19 protein-coding genes and 2 pseudogenes are annotated in these 21,408 nt (G+C 40.0%); 13 read left to right on the forward strand and 8 right to left on the reverse strand.

Annotated features, from left to right (window positions below; genetic code table 11):
* The 4 genes and pseudogenes from VB620_RS08605 to VB620_RS08620 form a co-directional block, all read left to right on the forward strand.
* Positions 1-429 (forward strand): annotated as a pseudogene (locus VB620_RS08605) (IS701 family transposase); the annotation flags it as partial.
* Between the two features lie 47 nt (positions 430-476).
* Positions 477-1,040 (forward strand): annotated as a pseudogene (locus tag VB620_RS08610) (IS4 family transposase); the annotation flags it as partial.
* Between the two features lie 233 nt (positions 1,041-1,273).
* A complete protein-coding gene (locus VB620_RS08615; protein WP_323195733.1) occupies positions 1,274-1,933 on the forward strand; it encodes an acyltransferase in 660 nt (219 codons plus the stop codon).
* Between the two features lie 63 nt (positions 1,934-1,996).
* A complete protein-coding gene (locus VB620_RS08620) occupies positions 1,997-3,514 on the forward strand; it encodes an MATE family efflux transporter (RefSeq protein ID WP_323195734.1) in 1,518 nt (505 codons plus the stop codon).
* Positions 3,515-3,656: 142 nt separating this feature from the next.
* On the opposite strand, the gene def is transcribed toward VB620_RS08620, so the two are convergent.
* Together def and VB620_RS08630 are read right to left on the reverse strand one after the other, a co-directional pair.
* Positions 3,657-4,187, reverse strand: a complete 531-nt coding sequence (def, locus tag VB620_RS08625) for a peptide deformylase (RefSeq protein ID WP_323195735.1) — start codon at positions 4,185-4,187, stop codon at positions 3,657-3,659.
* A gap of 11 nt (positions 4,188-4,198) precedes the next feature.
* On the reverse strand, positions 4,199-5,452 hold the full coding sequence (locus VB620_RS08630) for an HhoA/HhoB/HtrA family serine endopeptidase (protein WP_323195736.1): 1,254 nt from the start codon (positions 5,450-5,452) through the stop codon (positions 4,199-4,201).
* Between the two features lie 170 nt (positions 5,453-5,622).
* Between VB620_RS08630 and dnaA the strand changes: the two genes are divergently transcribed.
* The gene (gene dnaA, locus VB620_RS08635; RefSeq protein ID WP_323195737.1) at positions 5,623-7,002 is read left to right on the forward strand and encodes a chromosomal replication initiator protein DnaA; all 1,380 of its coding nucleotides are present in this window, start codon (positions 5,623-5,625) and stop codon (positions 7,000-7,002) included.
* Between the two features lie 274 nt (positions 7,003-7,276).
* A complete protein-coding gene (dnaN, locus tag VB620_RS08640; RefSeq protein WP_323195738.1) occupies positions 7,277-8,440 on the forward strand; it encodes a DNA polymerase III subunit beta in 1,164 nt (387 codons plus the stop codon).
* A 326-nt stretch (positions 8,441-8,766) separates the two neighbouring features.
* Here the strand turns inward: dnaN and VB620_RS08645 are convergent, their stop codons facing one another.
* From VB620_RS08645 to VB620_RS08655, 3 genes are all read right to left on the reverse strand, one after another.
* Positions 8,767-9,954, reverse strand: a complete 1,188-nt coding sequence (locus VB620_RS08645; protein WP_323195739.1) for a TRC40/GET3/ArsA family transport-energizing ATPase — start codon at positions 9,952-9,954, stop codon at positions 8,767-8,769.
* 129 nt (positions 9,955-10,083) lie between these two features.
* On the reverse strand, positions 10,084-10,455 hold the full coding sequence (locus VB620_RS08650; protein WP_323195740.1) for a DUF2358 domain-containing protein: 372 nt from the start codon (positions 10,453-10,455) through the stop codon (positions 10,084-10,086).
* 13 nt (positions 10,456-10,468) lie between these two features.
* The gene (locus VB620_RS08655; protein WP_323195741.1) at positions 10,469-11,047 is read right to left on the reverse strand and encodes a hypothetical protein; all 579 of its coding nucleotides are present in this window, start codon (positions 11,045-11,047) and stop codon (positions 10,469-10,471) included.
* A gap of 154 nt (positions 11,048-11,201) precedes the next feature.
* Here VB620_RS08655 and dprA point away from each other — a divergent pair, with 154 nt between their 5' ends.
* Positions 11,202-12,329, forward strand: coding sequence for a DNA-processing protein DprA (gene dprA, locus VB620_RS08660; RefSeq protein ID WP_323195836.1), 1,128 nt, complete (start codon positions 11,202-11,204; stop codon positions 12,327-12,329).
* Between the two features lie 19 nt (positions 12,330-12,348).
* On the opposite strand, the gene VB620_RS08665 is transcribed toward dprA, so the two are convergent.
* Both VB620_RS08665 and VB620_RS08670 read right to left on the reverse strand, forming a co-directional pair.
* Positions 12,349-13,797, reverse strand: coding sequence for a serine hydrolase (locus tag VB620_RS08665; RefSeq protein WP_323195742.1), 1,449 nt, complete (start codon positions 13,795-13,797; stop codon positions 12,349-12,351).
* Between the two features lie 174 nt (positions 13,798-13,971).
* On the reverse strand, positions 13,972-14,712 hold the full coding sequence (locus VB620_RS08670; protein ID WP_323195743.1) for an RNA methyltransferase: 741 nt from the start codon (positions 14,710-14,712) through the stop codon (positions 13,972-13,974).
* A gap of 280 nt (positions 14,713-14,992) precedes the next feature.
* Between VB620_RS08670 and VB620_RS08675 the strand changes: the two genes are divergently transcribed.
* The 5 genes from VB620_RS08675 (at position 14,993) to VB620_RS08695 (ending at position 19,548) form a co-directional block, all read left to right on the forward strand.
* Positions 14,993-15,307, forward strand: coding sequence for a DUF6464 family protein (locus tag VB620_RS08675; protein WP_323195744.1), 315 nt, complete (start codon positions 14,993-14,995; stop codon positions 15,305-15,307).
* A 409-nt stretch (positions 15,308-15,716) separates the two neighbouring features.
* Positions 15,717-16,607 carry a phosphate/phosphite/phosphonate ABC transporter substrate-binding protein gene (locus tag VB620_RS08680; protein WP_323195745.1) on the forward strand — a complete coding sequence of 297 codons (891 nt, stop codon included), beginning with the start codon at positions 15,717-15,719 and terminating at the stop codon, positions 16,605-16,607.
* A gap of 15 nt (positions 16,608-16,622) precedes the next feature.
* Positions 16,623-18,476, forward strand: coding sequence for a sensor histidine kinase (locus VB620_RS08685; protein ID WP_323195746.1), 1,854 nt, complete (start codon positions 16,623-16,625; stop codon positions 18,474-18,476).
* Positions 18,477-18,561: 85 nt separating this feature from the next.
* The gene (locus VB620_RS08690; RefSeq protein WP_323195747.1) at positions 18,562-19,008 is read left to right on the forward strand and encodes an NADAR family protein; all 447 of its coding nucleotides are present in this window, start codon (positions 18,562-18,564) and stop codon (positions 19,006-19,008) included.
* A 237-nt stretch (positions 19,009-19,245) separates the two neighbouring features.
* Positions 19,246-19,548 (forward strand): hypothetical protein, encoded by a 303-nt coding sequence (locus tag VB620_RS08695; RefSeq protein WP_323195748.1) that lies wholly within the window; start codon positions 19,246-19,248, stop codon positions 19,546-19,548.
* A gap of 23 nt (positions 19,549-19,571) precedes the next feature.
* On the opposite strand, the gene VB620_RS08700 is transcribed toward VB620_RS08695, so the two are convergent.
* Positions 19,572-20,234, reverse strand: coding sequence for a class I SAM-dependent methyltransferase (locus VB620_RS08700; RefSeq protein ID WP_323195749.1), 663 nt, complete (start codon positions 20,232-20,234; stop codon positions 19,572-19,574).
* An 89-nt stretch (positions 20,235-20,323) separates the two neighbouring features.
* Here VB620_RS08700 and VB620_RS08705 point away from each other — a divergent pair, with 89 nt between their 5' ends.
* The gene (locus tag VB620_RS08705; RefSeq protein ID WP_323195750.1) at positions 20,324-21,394 is read left to right on the forward strand and encodes a tetratricopeptide repeat protein; all 1,071 of its coding nucleotides are present in this window, start codon (positions 20,324-20,326) and stop codon (positions 21,392-21,394) included.
* Positions 21,395-21,408 lie beyond the last annotated feature (14 nt).

Genomic DNA, 21,408 nt, shown 5'->3' on the forward strand with positions numbered 1-21,408 from the left:
TTAGGCAATTTATATGGATTAAGAACCTGGGTAGAATATGGGTTTCGACAGTGTAAACAAGAACTAGGCTGGACAGATTACCGTTTCACTAATTTCCAACATATTGAGAGATGGTGGGAGATTATTTTTTGTGTTTACACGATGATTAGTTTAAATTCTCCAGTCTTCTTAGGCTTAAATCAATCTCGTCAACTTGAGACTGAAGCACAAGAAAATAGTGATGTTGATTTTTCTAATCATCCGCAATGGAATCACGAATCCGGATGGAAGAATACTTTAAATAATCTGCGTCTCATTATCCAACCACTTTTACTATTTTGGTTAATTTATCCCTGGTCAAGTATTTTCCCTAATTCACAGTTGTTACTGGGATTCAATAATTTAATTGCAGCCATGAATCAATTTAAACCCTTTTATGATTCTGGATGATTTAGCTCCTTAACTACTTCCTTATTCCGGAAAGTGACAGAAGAGGGGTAAACAGTCTGGGATTAGAACCAGGAGTATCATTTTTTATTAAAGGTGTGAAGGTAACAAAGACTCGCGGTTTCATGAGCTTTAATGTTGCTTGTAAATGGAAACGTAAAATCAACGGAGTAGCTCCGAAAGAAGGATGGTTTATCTTAACGAACTTTGAGGTGTTAGAGTCAGCTATTTCTGCCTATAAACAAAGATTTGATATTGAAGAAATGTTTAGAGATTTTAAAAAGGGAGGCTATAATTTAGAGGATACTAATGTAACAGGTGAACGCTTTATTTTTCTAGTTTTATTGATAGCCATTGCTTATTCTTCTGCAACAATTCAGGGTCAAAATATCAAACGTAAAGGAATACAGAAATATATTGCTCGCATCAAAGAATATGGTCGAACGGAACGGAGACATAGTAGTTTTTATATCGGCTTATATGGTCAAACTTGGGTCAATTTCAACGATGTCTGTATAGATTTAGTCACGAAATTAATGAAATTAAATCGCAATAAACTTAAGTATTATCAAAAAGGTCTAAGAGCTATGAGGCTTATAGAGTCTGTCTTGTAGATGATTTTGTCCCCCCGTCAGGTAGGTAGGCAAAAATAAACATAACTATGTAACAAAATATAAAATAGCTGAAACCCTTGCAATTGCTTCCCTCTCCCCGCAAGCGATGAGGGGGCTAAGATGTACCTGATAAGAGAGGAAAACTCTGTACAATTACTCGCATTTTGTGTCTTGATTACGCTGATAATATAGTTATGATTGCCCATAAAATAAATACTATTTAATGAATTTCTATGATATATCTTTTGATTCGTAAAGCCTTGAATTTTAACTTCCTTGCCCAGTTGCGTCTAAATTCTGCTGCGAAAAAAACTGGTATGTTTGTCTGTCGGGGTAAAATTCAAATAAGTATATGCTCAGATACTATTATTCAGCCATTCGATGAGGTGTGTTATGTTGGTATCCCCTTGTTAGGCACATCAACACCAGTAAATGATACGACTGTAATTGTCGGTGGCTCTCATGCAATATTGACTTTAAATGGATGCACAATAGGACGAGGTGTAACATTAACTGTTGGGGATTCTGCTTCTCTGAGTATAGGCAGCAATTCTTATATTAATGATGGCAGTCGTATAGCTGCTCAAAACTCTATTATGATTGGTAAAAACTGTGCTATTTCCTTTGGAGTCACAATCATTGATGATGATGGTCATGGATTTGGTTTACCTCCCTATTCAGCCCCAATAGTAATTGAAGATAATGTCTGGATTGGCTGTAATGTCACTATTTTAAAGGGTGTAACAATTGGCAAAGGTTCAGTTGTGGGAGCAGGTGCAGTTGTGACTAAATCTTGTCCACCTCATTCTTTAATTGGTGGAGTACCGGCAAAAGTAATCAGAGAAGGAGTAAATTGGACTGATAAATCTAGACTAGAGCAGTCAGTAATATAATGATTTTGCTGGTAATTGTTTCTTTTATCTTTTCTGATATCTAATACTTTTAATACAAATACAATGCAACGAACCGGACGCTCAGTGGTCAACTTTTCCTCTGGAATTATGTTACAGGTGATGACACTGGGTATAGGTATAATTAGTACACCTCTGCTACTGAGTTGGCTTGGTGATGAACGCTACGGAGCATTTCGGGCTGCTAATGACTGGGGAAATTATCTCAATCTCCTGGAATTGGGTGTTAGCGGGTCATTAATGGCACTGCTAGCAAAAGCAGTGGGTATGGGAGATCCAAAAGAAATTCGCCTGACACTAGCAACAGGAATCAGAGCCTACCTGAAAATCATGATAGTGATGGTATTGGCGGGTGTGGGTCTGGGTTTGTTCATCACTCGTCTTGTACCAGTTGAAGGGGTTTTAGTAGGGGAACTGCAAACAGGTTATTGGTTGGCATTTATCGGCATCTTTTTGTTGCCATTAACCCCCTTTCGTTTGTTAGCAGATGCTAGTCAACGCAGCTATTTTGCTAACCTGTTTATCATATTTCAAAGCCTGATTATTACTAGTTTGGCTCTGCTACTGGCACGGGGGGGATTTGGCATTACCGGACAATATATAGCTGCACTGGCGGGGGGTGTTGCTTTTCAAGTTTTGATGTGCTGGGATGGTTTGCGTCGCTATCCAGATGTTTTTTCGGCGATTATGGATAGTAAAGCCCAAAAGCCCATTGAGAAAAAATTGTGGCAACTGAATTGGTCAGCATTTACTCTGAATCTTTCGGGTCAAGTAGGCTTATTTACTGACAATATTATTATCTCTTATAGCCTTAGTCCGGCTACGGTAGTACCTTTTTTTGTTACCCAACGTTTAGCGGCGCTGGCACAATCACAAATACAAGGGATTGGGAATGCTACTTGGGCGGCTCTTGCTGATCTCTATGCTAAAGGAGAAAGGGAAAGATTCAATGCTCGGCTAATTGAACTGACGCGGTTAGTAGCTGTGATGGGAGTAACTTTTATGGTGGCGATCGCAGCTTACAATCATCATTTTATCAGATTATGGGTAGGAGAAGACCGCTTTGGTGGCGATGGTGTCACTTTCTTAGCTGTTTCTAATGGGTTTTTACTAGGAATTTTATCCCTCTGGGGATGGTGTTTTAGTGGTACTGGTAATCAACCTAAATTAGTTTTACCTAGTATATTAGCGGCTGGAATTAATTTTATTGCTAGTATTATTTGTACTCGCTTTTTGGGGATTATCGGACCACTATTAGGGACTTTTATTGCCTTTACAACTGTTAGTTTATGGCAATTGCCTCTATTAATGCGGGAAGTTTTTAGTACATCTGTAAAACAACTTTTTTTGGCAGTTGTTCAACCTCTAGCAGTGGGAATACCTTATGGTTTAGTAATTTGGTACATTGCTAAAAGTCATACACCTTGGGGATGGATAGGCTTAGGTATTGAAATGAGTTTAGCAGCGCTGATTTACCTGATTATCGCCTGGTTATTGGTATTGAATGAGTCTGAGCGTCAGCAGTGGCGCGATCGCCTAAAAATGCTATATACTGCACGATAAATTTTCGGGTAATCTGACAACATCCTATCCCAGACAATTTCATTAGTAATTAATTATGATCAAGACTTACGCAACAATTGCCAAAAATCTTGATTTATTGAACCGCCAAGAACGCCAAGAAAAGGTAGACTATGCGTAATTCCTAATGATTAATCAGATGTTTTTGATATTCATCCTCAGTGATCATTTCTCCAGAATTTTCAACCCGATCTATAAACACTACACCATCAAGATGATCGTACTCATGTTGAAAAATTCGCGCCACAAAATCAGTTAATTCTTGTTTTTGTAACTTGCCATTGCGGTCAGTATATGCTATTTCAATAGCTGTAAATCTGGGTACTAAACCTCGAATCCCAGGAACACTTAAACAACCTTCCCAACCTTTCACAACTTCAGAACTATGAGCAATGATTCTGGGATTTATCATCGCCGTCGGTTCCATTACCGGGGCGTGGGGATACCGGAGATTAGGGCGGGAAGCTACTATAAATAAACGATAGGATGCGGCTACTTGGGGTGCAGCAATTCCCACACCGTTAGCCTTTGCAACTGTTACACTCAAGTCGTCAATTAGCTTTTGAATGTGTTCATCTTGAGTATTCTCAACCCAAGTTGCTTTTTGGCGCAATAGGGGATTACCTAATTGGATGATTGGCATTAATTCCGGCATAATTATTAAATTTAACCTTCTATGCGTGGGGGTAAAGGTGCTGGACTAACGGCTACTGCAATAACTTTGCCATTGCGTTCTACTTGTATTTGTAAAGGGATACCAATTTGGCTATTTTCTACCAGGGTTTGTACCTGTTCAATTTTGGTTACAGGTTGGTTATTAATGCTTTGAATCACATCCCCTAATTGTAATCCTGCTAAAGATGCGGGCGATCGCGCTACAATATTAACCAATAAAACCCCCTCCTCGGCTCTCAAATTCAACTGACTACGAGGATCTTTGTTGATATTGGCTTTAAGTTCCGGTGTCAACGTCACCATTTGAATACCTAAATAAGGATGATCAACCTTACCTTTAGTGATTAATTGCTCAGAAATTCTTTGTACTGTATTAATGGGAATCGCAAATCCTAACCCTTGAGCGCCACGAATAATTGCGGTATTCATCCCAATTACCTCCCCACGGGAATTGAGTAATGGTCCCCCAGAGTTACCGGGATTAATCGCCGCATCGGTTTGAATATAATCAACCCGCTTGTCACTCACCCCAATATCACTACTAGAACGCCCTGTAGCGCTGAGTATCCCAGAGGTGACAGTATTATTCAACCCTAAAGGATTACCAATAGCAATAACCGCTTCTCCTGGTTGCAAACTATCAGAGTCCCCTAGAGGTAAAATTTGCAAATCATTAGCGTCGATTTTAATTAAAGCTACATCTGTAAGGGGATCTTCCCCCAAAACTTTACCATCAAAAGTTCTCCCATCCTTGAGGGTGACAGTTACAGCATCAGCACCATCGACGACGTGGGAATTAGTCAAAATTTGACCAGAAGAACTAATAATAAATCCGGAACCGCTACCTTGCTCTACCCGCGTTCTCGGTTCAGGAGTGCTAAAATATCGCCGCAAAAAGGGATCACTTGGCCTGCGACTAGACTGTACTATTCTTGACGCATCAATCCGCACTACTCCATCTCCCACCTCTTGCACCACCGCGACCACAAAGTTAGGATCTTCAACCGATGAAGAGGTAACTGCTGGGGTAGTGAGAAGTTGACCGCGATTATTCTTATTTTCAGTCCCCACAGGAGATTGAGAAGCATTTCTGAGTGGGTTTCCGAGAAAAGAGCAGCCACTAAGGGACACCACTGCTACCCCACTGAGTAGCATCCACTTGATGATACTGATGGATTTTCGCCTGTGGGACAGAACCCAGCCATCAATATCTGCGACTTTCAAGTTATGCTCTGTTTTATCCATTTGTCTTTAGGTCTCCGTGCTAGTCAGTGGGTGGTAGGATATTCCCTACCGGGTATGTCCCAGAATGATTACAATTCAAAGGCTGGTTTCAGGTTGATAACTGATAAATACGAAAATTAGTGTTTTCTGACCTCTTCTATTGTGACCATTAGTAGCAAAGGTGGTAAATCATGGAAATTCCCATTGAAATTCTCTGGAGTCAGGTGCTGAAGCGCCTACAGTTAGAGTTATCCCGTCCCACCTTTGAAACTTGGATTAAAACTGCTCATGCTGAGAGGTTAGAAAATGATTGCTTGGTAATTGTTACTTCTAACCCTTTTGCGCGTAATTGGTTACAAAAATATTACATCAACACTATCGCTAAAGTAGTCCAAGATATTCTGGGTCATCCGGTGGAAATCTACATTACAGTGGCTCAGGGTGAGGAATTTAGTAATTTGGAGCCACCAAAAGTTAGTGAGGAATTACCTGGGGAACCTATGAATACGGATAATTTACCACCAAAAAACACACCAGCTACAGACTTAAACTCTAAGTATGTATTTTCCCGCTTTGTGGTTGGCGCTAACAATCGTATGGCTCACGCAGCAGCTTTAGCGGTGGCGGAATCGCCGGGGAAGGAGTTTAATCCTTTATTTTTATGTGGTGGTGTGGGTTTAGGCAAAACTCACCTTATGCAAGCTATTGGTCATTATCGCTCTCGCATTTCTCCAGATTGTAAAATCTTTTATGTCTCCACAGAACAATTTACTAACGATTTAATTACAGCTATTCGTAATGATAGTATGCAAAGTTTCCGAGAACATTATCGGGCGGCTGATGTATTGTTAGTAGATGATATTCAGTTTATTGAGGGTAAGGAGTATACCCAAGAAGAGTTTTTTCATACTTTTAATACTTTACATGAAGCTGGTAAACAAGTAGTCATCGCTTCCGACCGTCCTCCTAGTCATATTCCCCAGTTGCAAGAACGTCTGTGTTCTCGGTTTTCTATGGGTTTAATTGCTGATGTGCAAACTCCAGATTTAGAAACGAGAATGGCAATTCTTCAGAAAAAGGCTGAATACGAAAATATTCGTCTCCCTAAAGATGTGATTGAGTATATTGCTTCTCACTACACGAATAATATTCGGGAGTTGGAGGGGGCTTTGATTCGAGCGCTAGCTTATATTTCTATTTGGGGTTTACCGATGACGGTGGAGAATATCACCCCAGTTTTGGAAAGACAAAGTGAGAAGGTCGCAACTACCCCGGAGGTGATTTTATCGGTGATTGGTGATAATTTTGCTATATCAATTGATGACTTGAAAAGTAATTCTCGGCGACGAGAAATTAGTTGGGCGCGTCAAATAGGAATGTATCTCATGCGCCAACACACTGGACTGAGTTTACCGCGCATTGGTGAGGAATTTGGTGGTAAAGACCATACAACGGTGATTTATAGCTGTGATAAAATTGCCCAACTACGTGAGAGCGATCGCACTTTAGCACAAACTCTACGTCAATTGAGCGATCGCATCAATATGAATAGCAGACAACACCGCCAGTAATTTCAATCAAATATTTGGCTTTCAACTGACCAAAATCCTCTGCAAAGCAAAAAATTGTTTTCCACAACTATCACTGGCATAATTGGAAAGCAGTTCACCAGAATATTAAGAGAAGTATAAAAACTGATTAAGATTAAATTGAACTGTGGAAAAATCATCATTTTTCGGGGAAAACTTCAGTCAAGTATCCTTAGCCTGTGGAAAAAGTCTGAGAGTTTTCCACAAGTTTTCCACAATTTCCACAACTAACATCAAATAAATAACCCCATCCCTTATGAAATTAGTTTGCACCCAAAGCGATCTTAGTACCAACCTGTCATTAGTTAGCCGAGCCGTACCATCACGCCCCACTCATCCAGTATTGGCTAATGTACTGTTACAAGCAGATGCTGAAACCAACCAAGTTAGTTTAACCGCCTTTGATCTGAGTTTGGGTATTCGTACCAGCTTTGATGCCGAGGTATTAGAAGGCGGTGCGATCGCTCTCCCTGCTAAACTACTTGTAGACATCACCTCACGACTGCAAGAAGGGGAAGTAACCTTAGACGATGAATCAGCCCTAGACGCGGAAACAGCCACCGGCGAAGGTTTAATTGTCACCCTCACCCCCAAGAGTGGACATTATCAAGTCCGAGCTATGGGAGCCGAGGAATTTCCCGAACTTCCCATAATTGCCAATAGTCAAGCCATTGAACTCACCACAGCCGCCCTAATTGAAGGTTTACGAGGTTCATTATTTGCTACCAGTGGTGATGAAACCAAGCAAGTCCTGACGGGAGTACATTTAACAGTTAAACAGGATACCCTAGAATTTGCCGCCACTGATGGACACCGCCTAGCAGTCATCGAAACTACCAACGAGCGCCCCTTGGCTGATAGTAATCAACTAGAGGTGACAGTCCCAGCCAGAGCCTTGCGGGAACTCCAACGGATGTTGGCTCATAATGCTGCTGCTGATGAGGCGATCGCCCTATACTTAGATCAAGGTCAAGTAGTCTTTGCATGGCAAAATCAACGCTTAACCAGCCGCACCCTAGATGGACAATATCCCGCGTATCAGCAACTAATTCCCCGCCAATTTGAGCGCCAATTAACCATCGAGCGTAAACAATTCATCAGCACTTTAGAACGCATCGCCGTTCTCGCCGACCAAAAGAATAATATTGTCAAAGTCAGCATTAACAACGCCGCTCAGGAAATTACTTTATCCTGTGAAGCTCAAGATGTGGGGAGCGGTAGAGAGTCGATTCCGGCACAAATATCCGGAGAAGATATCGAAATTGCTTTTAACATTAAATATTTAATGGAAGGGTTGAAAGAATTACCATCTTCAGAAATTCAAATGCACCTCAATCAAGCTCTAACTCCGGTAATTTTTACCCCCTTGGGAGGTTTGAAAATGACCTATTTAGCTATGCCGGTACAACTTAGAAGTTAGCTGATAAATAGGAATTTCCATAAGTTTAGGACTTACGCATAATCTACGTTTTCTTGGCGTTCTTGGCGGCTTGGCGGTTCGATAAATCAAGACTTTTGGCAATTGTTGCGTAAGTCCTGATGTTTAGAAGGAAACGTTCGCGGAGCGTGCGCGCAGCGCATACCACAGAGACACAGAGGACACAGAGGAGGAAAGGATAGGTTTAAAAAATGGATATTGCTCAAGCCTGATATCAATGATCAATATTCATAGAATCTATTAATAAAGTCAAAAGCAGAGATTTTCTACTTTTGACTTTTTATCTATGCATTAAACTATCAGCAAAATTAAGCTCTTACACTGTCAGTAAAACGAATTTTGAGATAGTCTTCTTCCATTTTGGCTCCCCCTGGTTGCAGTGCTGCTAAAGCCTGTGGCAATACTAAATTACGGCGATGATTGCCAATAGTGATATTTAATTCATCACCATTCTTACTCAGTTGAATTTTGTCTTTAGCAATCCCAGGTAAGTAAATTTCTAAACTATATTGGTTTTGCTCTTGCACAACTCTAATAGTTGTTTCTTTGTAATATACCTGACTTGGGTCTTCATCGGCGTAGAGAGTTTCTTTCAACCGTTCTAAGGCAGCTAAACCACACATTTCTTCAGAAAAAAGCGGCACTTCTTTGACGGGTAGAGGCAAGAAGTTATCATGTATTTCCTGCCGATATTGCTGCTGGTTTTCTTTCCAACGTTGGAAAAATGGATCTGTGACTTCTTGGGGAATGATGCGATTAGCGATGACTAAATCTGTCGCCACATTATATAAACTCAGATAGGCATGGGCGCGGAGAGATTCTTTAATCACCATTTTTTCGGGATTGGTGACGAGGCGCACTGAGGTTTGTGTATTATCAGTTAAAACTTTTTCTAGGGCTTCAATTTGCTCATAAAACTCATAAGGTGCATCCATGACTTCTTTATCTGGGAGAGAAAAACCCGCAATTGGTTTAAAGAAAGGTTCTACCAAAGGTCGAAGTGCTACGGATATATTTTGAAATGGCTTGTAAAAGCGGCGCATATACCAACCGCCAACTTCAGGTAAACTCAGCAGCCGTAATGCTGTGCCGGTGGGTGCGGAGTCGATAATCAAAACATCATACTCGCCTTCGTCGTAGTGGCGTTTCATCCTTACTAAGCCAAAAATCTCATCCATGCCTGGTAAGATGGCTAATTCTTCGGCTTGAACTCCTTCTAAACCCCTGGCTTGTAAAACTTGGGTGATGTAACGCTTCACTGCACCCCAATTTCCCTCTAGTTCTTGCAGCGCGTCGAGTTCTGCACCCCACAAATTGGGACGAATTTCTCGCGGTGCGTGTCCCATTTCTTGGTCAAAGCTGTCTGCTAAGGAGTGGGCGGGGTCTGTACTCAAAACTAATGTGCGATAGCCTAGTTCTGCACAACGGAGTCCAGTGGCGGCTGCAACGGAGGTTTTACCTACGCCACCTTTGCCTGTCATCAAAATTACGCGCATGGATGATTACGTCCTGCCTCGGGATTATTTACATTTATTTACATTATCTCCTGTTTGCCGAAAATAAGTGCTGTTCGAGCATACATAGCCTGGGAAATGTTCAGTTTTGTTAGATATTGGGTTTTAGCATCAGAAATGTTGTTTGATTACGTCTAGGGGTGAACAGTGCCAATAATCTATGTGGGAAATAATCAAGTTTTCTGGGTTTAGTATTAATTCACTCCAACCGGAGATGGAAATTCGGGGTTTCCACGGGAGGGGTGTATTCCAATTCAATGTCCACTCGGTTTTGATGGTGTTTTCTAATTGTTGAATATTATGTACTTCCATTTGGGGATTGATAAACCATGTCTGGATGAATTTAATCATTTTCTGATAGCGTTTAATTCCCCGAAATTTAGTTAATGGGTCTTGGAAATAAACGTTTTGATCGTAAATGCTATATGTTTGATTGGTGGGAAATCTTTGATAGTCTTCTTTGAGGATTTCAATAATATCCATAGGTTATGGGGATTTATTCGGGTTTAATGTCGATTTCGTTCCACAGGCGTTCTAGTTGACGTTGCCAAGCTGTTAATACTTGTTCTCTGGCTTCTGGGGTTTGGTTAATTTCTCCTAATAATCCTTCGGCATAAAAACGGTCTAAATTTTGCATGGTGGCTTGTAGAGATTGTCCTTGCTGTTTTGCTGTTGTGATAATCTGCCGAATGCGATTTTCAATGAGACGATTGAAGACATGATCTAAGCCATCTTCGTATAAGGATATGACTCTGGCGATCGCACTGGTGAAATCTGCACTGACTAAAGTTTCTCTACTGTGGTGATACACTGCCCAAATCACACCATCAAATAAAGCATAGCGGACTTCTTGGGTGTGATCAAAGTTGGCTTCTAAAAACTGGGCTAAAAACGGTTGGGCTTCGGAGACGGGGATAATCGGTAATAAAATTCTTAACCATGTATAATCTTCAGAGAGCAATATTAAAAGCCGAAAACTGGCGGTGTCTATTTGCCATGAACCTGGGGCGATCGCTTGAATTTCTGATACGTTAAATAATTTGTTGAGTGTACCTGCAATTTCTTCTGGTGTCATGATTTATCTAAGAGGGAACAGGGAACAGGGAGATATTTCGGTTTTTTTCCATCTACCTACTCAATATCTAGGGTAACGCTTTGGCTTTTTTACTTCCTGGTGGTCAGAAACAAACCTAATGGGGAATACTCAAATCAGTTGTGAGGATGGCATAGTGGGAGAAGAAAGAGCATATTGGCTGGCTTGGACGCGAATTTCTGGGGTTGGCCCGGTGTTACTACAACGACTACACCAGCATTTTGGCACGTTAACCACAGCTTGGAATGCTAGCACCGCCGAGTTAAGACAAGTTCCAGGTTTTGGTTTGCAGACATTAGAAAAAGTAGTTGCACAGCGATCGCGTTTAGATCCCCAAAAATTACTCATCCAACACCAGCAAGAAAACCCCCATTTCTGGACACCATCGGACGCAGATTATCCCCGATTATTACTAGAAATTCCCAGTCCCCCGCCCATGTTGTACTATCGTGGTGCAGTGGAACTACAAGAAAATCTGGGACAAAAACCCCTAGTGGGGATTGTGGGGACACGCAAACCTTCAGATTATGGCATCCGTTGGACACGGCAAATTAGCACAGCTTTGGCTAAAAATGGTTTTACGGTAGTTTCGGGGATGGCCGAGGGAATTGATACAGAAAGCCATCTGGCGACAATGAAAGCCGGCGGTAGAACCATCGCAGTTTTAGGAACTGGTGTAGATGTGATTTATCCGCCCAAAAACCGGGATTTATACCAGCAGATTTTGAGTCAAGGTTTAGTAGTGAGTGAATATCCCAGCAAAACTCCACCAGATCGCACACACTTTCCCCGCCGGAATCGGATTATTGCTGGTTTAAGCCGTGCGACTTTGGTGATGGAAGCGCCTGTGAAGTCTGGGGCGTTAATTACGGCTACTTATGCGAATGAATTTGGCAGAGATGTGTATGCATTACCGGGAAGAGTCGATGATTATCCCTCTCAAGGGTGTTTAAAATTACTGAATCAAGGTGCTTCTTTGGTGCTGAGGGAATTAGATGAACTGTTAAAGATGCTGGGAGCCATACCAAAAATTGATACCATTGACACTGCACCAATTCCCCAACAGTTAAATCTGCTAAATCTGCCGGATTTATCACCAGAACTGCAACAAATCATGGATGCGATCGCCTGTGACATTGCATCTTTGGATTTAATTGTCCAAAAAACAGGGATGAATACTGGCGGAGTATCTAGTGGATTATTACAGTTAGAACTGATGGGTTTAGTTTCCCAACTTCCCGGAATGCGATATCAAAAAAGTTGAAATCCATTCCCACTAAAACTTATCTTGAAGGAAAAGTCTGGGGAGTTGAGAATGGGGCGGGATTACCACTGGGAGGAATAGTATTACCCAGATTGTTAGGTGCTGGGGGATTCATCAGGGGATTGGGTGCAGGACTCTGGCTAAATTGTTTGTAAGCAGCCCCAGAAATAGCGGTAATCAATTTTTCAGCTTCCGGGTCATTATTGGGGCGTTGTACCATCACAGCAGCGATATAGCGCTTACCAGTGGGGATGTCAATCAAACCCGTATCACCCAGCATTGTGCCAATATCACCTGTTTTATGGTATATCCTCGCACCACTGCCTAAACCGGAGGGTAGAAGATGATTTCGCTCTGTGCGGCGCATAATATCTAAAATCATATCCCGCGATCGCATACTGACCAAACTTCCTTGATTGACCATCGCCATCAAACCTCCCAATTCCCTGGGGTTAGTCGTATTTGTTCCCGTTAAATCCGGCAGAGGATTGCGAATAGCCGTAGCCGATAACCCCCAACTTTGAAAACGTTGATTCAGCGCTTCCTTACCTCCTAGTCGGGCAATCAGCATATTAGTGGCGGTATTATCACTGGTGGTACTCATGAGAGTCGCAAGTTCCAGGGCGCTATACTGGGTTCCCACTTGTTGGTATTGCAGATTTCCCGAACCACCAGCCACCATCTCTTTTGTCATTGTCAGCATTTCATCCAAGCGGACTTTACCCGCATCCACATCTTGGAAAAAAGCAATGAGAATTGGCACTTTGATCGTACTAGCCGCAGAGAAAGTGGCGGAACCATTCACATCTACATAACCACCAGTTTCTAAATCAACCAAGAAAACCCCAGGCGTGAGATTGGAGTTAGTCGCCGCTAAATTTTGAATGGCATTTTTTAAAGGGGTAATTTCTTGGGATAAGTATAAACCCGCCGCATTGGAGGGCAGTTGTGGCTGATTTTGTCCCAAATTATGCGCCGCAGCATTACTGGGCATACGAGTCGCCGGGTCTAGAACTGATAAAATTGTCCCCACAATGGCACCGATACCAACACCCACAATTAACAAGCGCAAAGCATATAACATGGTTCTAGCCATTGGCTTTAACCGTGTTTTGCGTGAAACTCGTCTCCCCATTTTGGGCATTCCTGGCTTCTGTACTCGCACTGTCTTTACCGTCACTGTCTGGGGATGGAGTGGTGAAATCATCCGATTCATCGACGGTATCGGTTTCACAGCTGCTGGCATAACTAGCCCTGGTTTTGACCTGCGTACCCCATGAGGATTTGCACGAGGCATATTATGCTGATTTAGCCGCGTTAAAGCTACTTCCGGGTTGGTAGAACGCTGCTGCTGTAGTGGTAATTTTACTTTTTTCTTGCCTACCTTTTGGCCTTTACTCTGACGCGGGCGGCGGTTGGTAGGTTGACCCGGCGAGAAATTTTTTAGTTTGTCACTTGACTCTGACACTGTTACTCCTTGTAACCCACTCGCTGATTTTGCAGCAGACTCCTGAACCAAAACTGACTCTGGAAGTAGCTAGAGGCGGAAATCACCTGTACTAGCTAGTAAACTTTTTGTGTTTAGTTTAAGCTATCTTAACTATTTTCGGGGGGAATAATTCTGTATATTTTAAATTATCAATCATGAGTTTTCATGATTACCCTGATTTTTCACAGCCCATGTTATTTGTCGTAAAATTCCTCGCAACATTGCTACTTCCTGAGTTTGGAGGTGAGCGCGATTATACAATTGGCGGAATTTGGCCATGCGAGTAGTGGCTGTATGGGGATACAAATAACCAATATCTAGTAGTAAAGATTCTAATTGTTGGTAGTAGGTTTCCACAATATCCAAAGATGCTTGTTCAGTGGGTATGGGGGGTGTAGCTGTGGCTGGTGCTGTATATTGTCCCAGTTCATAGCAGCAGATACCCACGGCTGAGGCTAAATTCAGGGATGCATAATTATCACTGGTGGGGATACGGACAAATCTCTGGGCATAATTTAATTCTTGATTACTTAAACCCCGGTCTTCTCTACCAAAAATCAAGGCGGCTGGTGATTCTGGTGATTCTAGTAACCAAGGGAGGGCTGTGCGGGGATTTTCTAAAGGTGTTTCCCAATCACGTACACGGGCTGTAGTGGCGATCGCTCGCACACATCCCTGCAATGCTTCTGGTAATGTCGTGACTAATACCGCAGATTCTAAAATATCTTTGGCATGAACTGCCATTTTCATGGCCTCTTCCCCCAGGTGATCGCATTGGGGATTAACTAGTACTAAATTATATAAACCAAAATTTTTCATTACCCTGGCGATTGACCCTAAGTTCATGGGGCCTGCTGGCTCCACTAAGACAATTCTGATTCCAGTCAATGCCATTTCTTACCTCCCGCGCTGGCGCTGATTAGTGAGTTTTCACAATGTTTATTGTTAACTTTGTGCATTTTACCCAAGAGTTGCCCCTAAAACTCGATTTATAGCCGGGAATAGCACTTCGACTTACTTCGACGGCGCTCAGTACAAGCCGCTCAGTGTCAGGGAATACGAAATTTTATTCACAATTCAAATAGAAGTCCTATATCTTGCTCCTCATTACTGCTTTCGGAAAAAATGAGCTGTAATATCAGGAAAGAGTAGTCGTAGAGGTCAAAATTAGGTTTTGAAGACACTTTTAGTAATTATCCTGGGTTTGTTACCTTCCTTGTTTTCCCTCTGGATAATCCGCAAAACCCACTGGCGCACACGCCTCCGGATGAGACAAGCTGCTAGGATGAATTTCAACAGAAGACCCTTGGGAGAAAATCCCAGACCCACTCTGGGCGATCGCTATTATTTACAAGGTGTTGGCTACCTGATTGGTGATATCAGTTGTCAATTTAATGCTCGTTCTGGCTATATGCGCTGTGCCGTTAACCCCAGTGGTCCTTGTCAAGGTTGCCGTCACTACGAACCCAGAGAATTAGCTGAAGTTTGAGAACATATTTCAATACCATCTCAGCCACTAGTATCGCCTTGAACTCAAATTTTTCCTGGTGCTTATACTTCTTTCCTCTCAGACTAAACTTTCCCCAATTAAATTATTCATTTTATAGTTATATAAGTCTTTAAGTTGTATTCAGTTAGCTCCACAAATTCCCTCAACTATTGCGAAAAACATTGAGAATAGTTTATTGTTTGAAACATTTTTTTGATAATCATAATTCAATAACCTTTCCTTAACCTTTCGACTATAAAAATATGCTTAGATAATGTTATTTTTGGCTAGATATTAATGAGGTATAATCTCAGTAATTCTACAGTGGGTATTAACAAAAAGACCTCTTAAACTTAATGAGTCTATTGTTAAAAAACATTGGATTGTAAATATTCATAACATCATATTTATGAAAAGGCGTAAATTAATTGGTAATTTCCTCCTATTCATAGGCGGTTTTGTAACAGGGTGTAACTCTCTCAACAGTAGTTCCAACGAACTAGAAAAATATACATCTAAAAGTCTAAAATTTGCAGTAGCGGATGCTAAGGGTCTTGAAGATTTACAGATAAATTATGGCGCTTTTCGTACCACCTTAGCAGAAGTATTGGGTATACCCATCGAATTTTTCCCCGTAGAAAATCGTACAGCCGCCGCCACCGCATTACGATCTGGTCAGGTAGATATCGTTTTAGCCGGACCATCAGAATACGTAGTTTTAAATTCTCGCGCTAAAGCTATTCCCATCGTTGCTATCGAACGCAATAACTATCATCCTATAATTGTTGTCCGTGCCGATAGCAATATCAAAACATTAGCTGAACTCAAAGGCAAAACAATTGCCATGCGCAGCATCGGTTCAACTTCTGGACATTTAGCTCCCATCAAAATGCTGATAGATGCCGGATTAGATCCTAATAGTGATGTGAAGATTGTGATCTTAGGTGATCAGGGAATACAAGCTTTAAACAAAAGCCAGGTAGATGCTTGGACAATTGCATCAGATAGATACCAAAGAATTTTAAATTCTCAAGGGTTATTTGCGAAAGATTTTTCTATCCTAGCTCAGGGAAAATTGCTTCCTAGTGATGTATTTGTGATGAATAATCAATGGCCTGATAAGATGATAGAAATTGTGCGATCGCGTATACTAGAACATCAAGATCAACTCCTAGAAAGCTTACTAGTATCTGAAGTAAACCAACCTTACAAAGGCTCTAGATTTACACCAGCCAATGATGCAGATTACAACGTCATTCGAGAAGTTTATCAAAAAATAGGACAGGGAAATTTCCTATAATCAAATTAAGTATAAATGATTAAAGAATCTAACAATAAACTCAAAAAAAAAGTTGCCTGGCTCAATAACTTAACTAATCGCTGGAATATTGCTAAGAAAATTGTTTATGGTTACAGTATAGCCATTGGAATTTCATTTACAGGTACAATTATCGGTTTAGGAATTGCATATAACAGTGAAGTATACGCTTATAAACAATTAAATCTCTACCATAAGCAGCAATCTTTGTTAAAAAACCTAGAAACTTCAGTATCTAGAATCAGGCTACATCCACAGCGTTTAGCTAGTGTTTTAAGTAATTCAATTTGGTTTGAATTTGAAAAAAATTTATTTACAAATCAAACATTGGAAGTCAATCAAAAATTAGATAATATCGAGCTTTTTATTAAAACTTATCACCAGGAATTAGAAATTGATAACAGACAATTTAATTCGCTTTTAGAAAATTACCGTGTTACCACAAAATTATATAGCCAAACAGTATCAGTATTTTGGAACCAAGTTGAATCAAATAACCTCTTAGGAGAACAAGTCAACTCTCGTGATACAGATTTAATAATTTTAATTAAGCAAATAGAGCGAGTTAATATCAATGTAAAATTTGACCAACTTTCCGACGAGCTAATTCAGATTATAAGTCATGCTGACATTCAAGAACAAGAGGCAAATAATCGCTTTGAAAAAGCTCAAAAACTGCGGATACAAGTTATACTTATTAGTATGCTACTATCAGTTGCGATCGCCGCAGCACTCGCACTATATACAACTAGATTAATTGCTCATCCCCTAGAACTCGTGACCAAAGTTGCGATTAGAATTACCCAAGAATCAAATTTTCAACTGAGAGCTAATATTAATAGTAATGATGAAGTTGGGACTTTAGCTACTTCACTGAATCAATTAGTTGAGTGGGTAGGAGATTATACACAAAAACTCGAACTAGCACGCCAAACTTTAGAGCAACGGGTAGAAGAACGCACCCAGGAACTAGAATTAGCACGCCAAACTTTAGAGCAACGGGTAGAAGAACGCACCCAGGAACTGCAAAAAATATTACAAGACTTGAAAGAAACCCAAGGACAATTAATCCAAACGGAAAAAATGTCTTCTCTAGGAGAAATGGTAGCAGGTATAGCTCATGAAGTAAATAATCCCATTAATTTTATTAATGGTAATATCGAATGTGCCAACGACTATATTAAAGATATACTATACTTAATAAGTTTATATCAGCAAGAGTACCCACAGCCAAATGCTCTAATTGCCCAAACAATTGCAGATATAGATTTAAATTTTATGACTCAAGATTTATCTAATCTGCTGATTTCCATGAAAATAGGCGCTCAACGTATTCGGGAAATTGTCTTATCTTTGCGTAATTTTTCCCGTCTAGATGAAGCAACTGTGAAGGAAGTGAATATTCACGAAGGAATTGATAATACTTTATTAATCCTAAATCATAGAATTAAACAGGAAATAACAGTAGTAAAAAATTATGGTAACTTATCTTTTATTGAGTGTTATCCGGCTCAATTAAATCAAGTATTTATGAATATTGTCAGTAATGCGATAGATGTGCTACTGGAAGATAAGAATAAACCAGATAAGCAGATTAATATAGAGACATATATGTTAGATGACTCTAATATTACAGTAGTAATTAAAGATAATGGTTCTGGGATTTCTCCAGAAATCATCAATAAGTTATTTAATCCTTTTTTTACTACTAAACCAGTGGGTAAAGGAACTGGCTTAGGTTTAAGTATCTGTTACCAGATTATTGAACAACATAAAGGTAAAATAACAGTTAAGTCGGAATTAGGCAAAGGAACAGAGTTTATGATTAACTTACCAATTAAAACTAATTAAAACCAAGATAAAATCTACAAATATTCTTTGTCAAAAAGTAATAATTCAGCTAATAGTGTTTCATAAAACTTAATCTTTAAAATTTATGACAATTTATTTCTATACTTCCAATGAAGAATATGGCTGTTTCTCCAACTTTTCGCCCCACGGTTTTGAGTTGGATAATTTGTATTGGTCTACTAGTGAACACTATTTTCAAGCACAAAAATTTATAGGTACATTCCACCTAGAGAAAATACGCTTAGTTTCAACCCCTAAAGATGCAGCGAAAATGGGGAGGGAAAGAAGTCGTCCCCTACGCCCAGACTGGGAAAAAGTGAAGGATGATATCATGAGAAAAGCTGTACTGTGTAAATTTAAAACTCATAGAGATATCCGGGAAATACTACTAGCTACAGATAATCAGGAAATTGTGGAAAATTCACCGATTGACTACTATTGGGGCTGCGGTGCTGATGGTAGCGGTAAAAATATCTTGGGACTAATTTTAATGGAAGTTCGAGAAATTCTGCGCCATAGTAATAGTCTATAGTTGGGAAATAATAAGTTAGAATAGAGTCATAGCTATTAATGCTGTTTTTGGCAGATGTGCGAAACAGTTACTTAGCTAAAGATCCTCAAGGGGTAACACTAATCTTTAATAGCCATCGAGTTCTGGTAGTGCGTTCCTTTGTATAAGTTTTCCAGGGGCGCTCCTCTAGACATACGCAAAGTATATTCTCATTATAGTAGCTGGAAAGCAACAATCCTTTACAGGAGTCGAGGAATTATGTCACTATCAAGCAAATTCAAGAAGTATTGTAAATGGTTTTGGGATGAATCCCTTGGCGGTGACTATGATACTTGGGGTACAAGCACTTATTTTATGGAAATCGGACATGATCTTTGTGCTGTTAGACAAATAGAAGTTTACGAAAATGGTAACGTATTATTTTATGATGGGAGCCATTTTTCCGATAATCATGGAATGTTATGTGATAAACCTTTAGGTGAAAAGGATATTCAAGAGTTTGGCATTACCAAAGCCGAATTTGAGCAGGTTTGGAATACCAAAACACCAATGAATAGATAAAACTGTGTAATTATTTCGTTTGATCAAAAAGTTCCAGCACGTTCAATTGTCCAATGAAGCTCACTTGACTGATATATCTTAACTCCAACTAAATCCACGGATGAAACCAACTGTTCCACTTCATCTATGGTGAGTGCGGCTTGGAGAGAATCACGAAATAATTTTTTCTGGTGAGAATTGTATTCATTCCCGACACTTTCTACTAAAGTGTTCAAGATTACTTGATTAGCTGGTCGCAGTAAATCACGAATCAAAATACCGCTATTCGGTTTGGTAACGCGCTTGAGTTCTTGAAAAAAAGGCAGTGGGTCGGGTAAATGATGCACAAGGCTATTAGAGATTACCATATCAAAGACCCCATCTGTATAGGGTAAGTTTTTGGCATCAACTAATTCACAAGTAATTTGTTGTTGTAAGTTGGCTTGCTGGATATTTTCTGAAGCAATTCGTAACATATTTGCAGCTAAATCAATAGCTAAAATTTGCCATTGAGGATTGATTTTGCAGATTAATATGGGAATACGACCTGTTCCAGTTCCCGCATCTAAGACGAAAGATTGTGGGTTAGGATTTAAGGCGATCGCATCTAAGGCAAAAGCCCTATTCACCTCAGCGAAGTTCATTGTATCATAGTCAATAGCCTCTTCCCAGGTATCCATAACTTCTGGTTCCATGATTCTTTGCATAATCAATCTCTCTATTCTTTCGCTAATGAAACTAAAACTACGGTTTTGGGAACACTAAGTTTATTACAAAACTTAACAGGAATTGGTCGATGTCAGACACTCAAATCAAAAATAGTATAAACCCGCACTTAAGTTCCAGTAAATACAACAATATTACAGAGGAATTAGAAGAAAATTCCTTGGGAGAAATGGTGCTTCCACAGGAAACTGATCAAGATGTATCGGAAGGATCACAGTTACTACATCAAGGAGTTAAACAACAAAAAGCCGGTGAATTAAAAGCTGCATTAAAATCATTACGACAAGCGCTAGATTTATTTCAGGCTGCTGGTGATATACAAAAACAGGAGGAAACACTTTCTGTTTTAGGACTTGTCAGTTATGTATCTGGAAATTACACAATGACAATTGCTTATTGTCACCATTGTTTGGCGTTATCAGAGAGTGGTGAAGATTTAATGATCCAGATGCAAGTATTATCTCTTTTAGGTAATGCTTACCGTCACCAGAGAAACTATAAACAAGCGATTAAGTATCTGCAACAGTGTCTAGAAATTACCCATCGGATATCAAATAAGCAGAGTCAACTTGCAGCATTAAATAATTTGGGATTGGTATATAAAGCTGTGGGTAAATTTAAACAAGCTATTGTCTATCAAAAACAAAGTTTAAAAATTGTTGAAGAAATTAAAGACATTCGGGGAATGGAAAAGGTGCTAAAAAATATAGGTAATACCTATTATGCCTTAGACAATTATACAGAAGCCATTGCGTACTATGAAAAATGTGTAAGAACAGCACGTTTACTTAAACATATTCGCCAGGCTTCTCAGGTACTTAAAAATCTCGGTAATGCTTGCTGTGCTATAGGTAATTACGGCAAGGCTATTTTGTATTATGAAGAGCGGTTGCAATTAGCAAAAGAATTAAAAGACCACCAAATTGAAGAACAGTCTCTTGGTAGTTTAGGGGTGGCTTGTGAAGCATTAAGTGACTATAAAAAGGCTAGTAAATATTATGAAGAACGGTTGCTATTAGCGAGAGAATTGAATGATAAGACTATTGAAAAAGAGGCTTTTACTAGTTTAAAGTTCACCTGTGAAGCCTTGGGTGATTATGCCAAAGTTATACAATATGAGGATAGCTCCAATAATACTTAAAAAGACTTAAATTC

It is taken from the genome of Nodularia harveyana UHCC-0300, from assembly GCF_034931085.1.
In the GTDB taxonomy this organism is placed as follows: domain Bacteria; phylum Cyanobacteriota; class Cyanobacteriia; order Cyanobacteriales; family Nostocaceae; genus Nodularia; species Nodularia harveyana.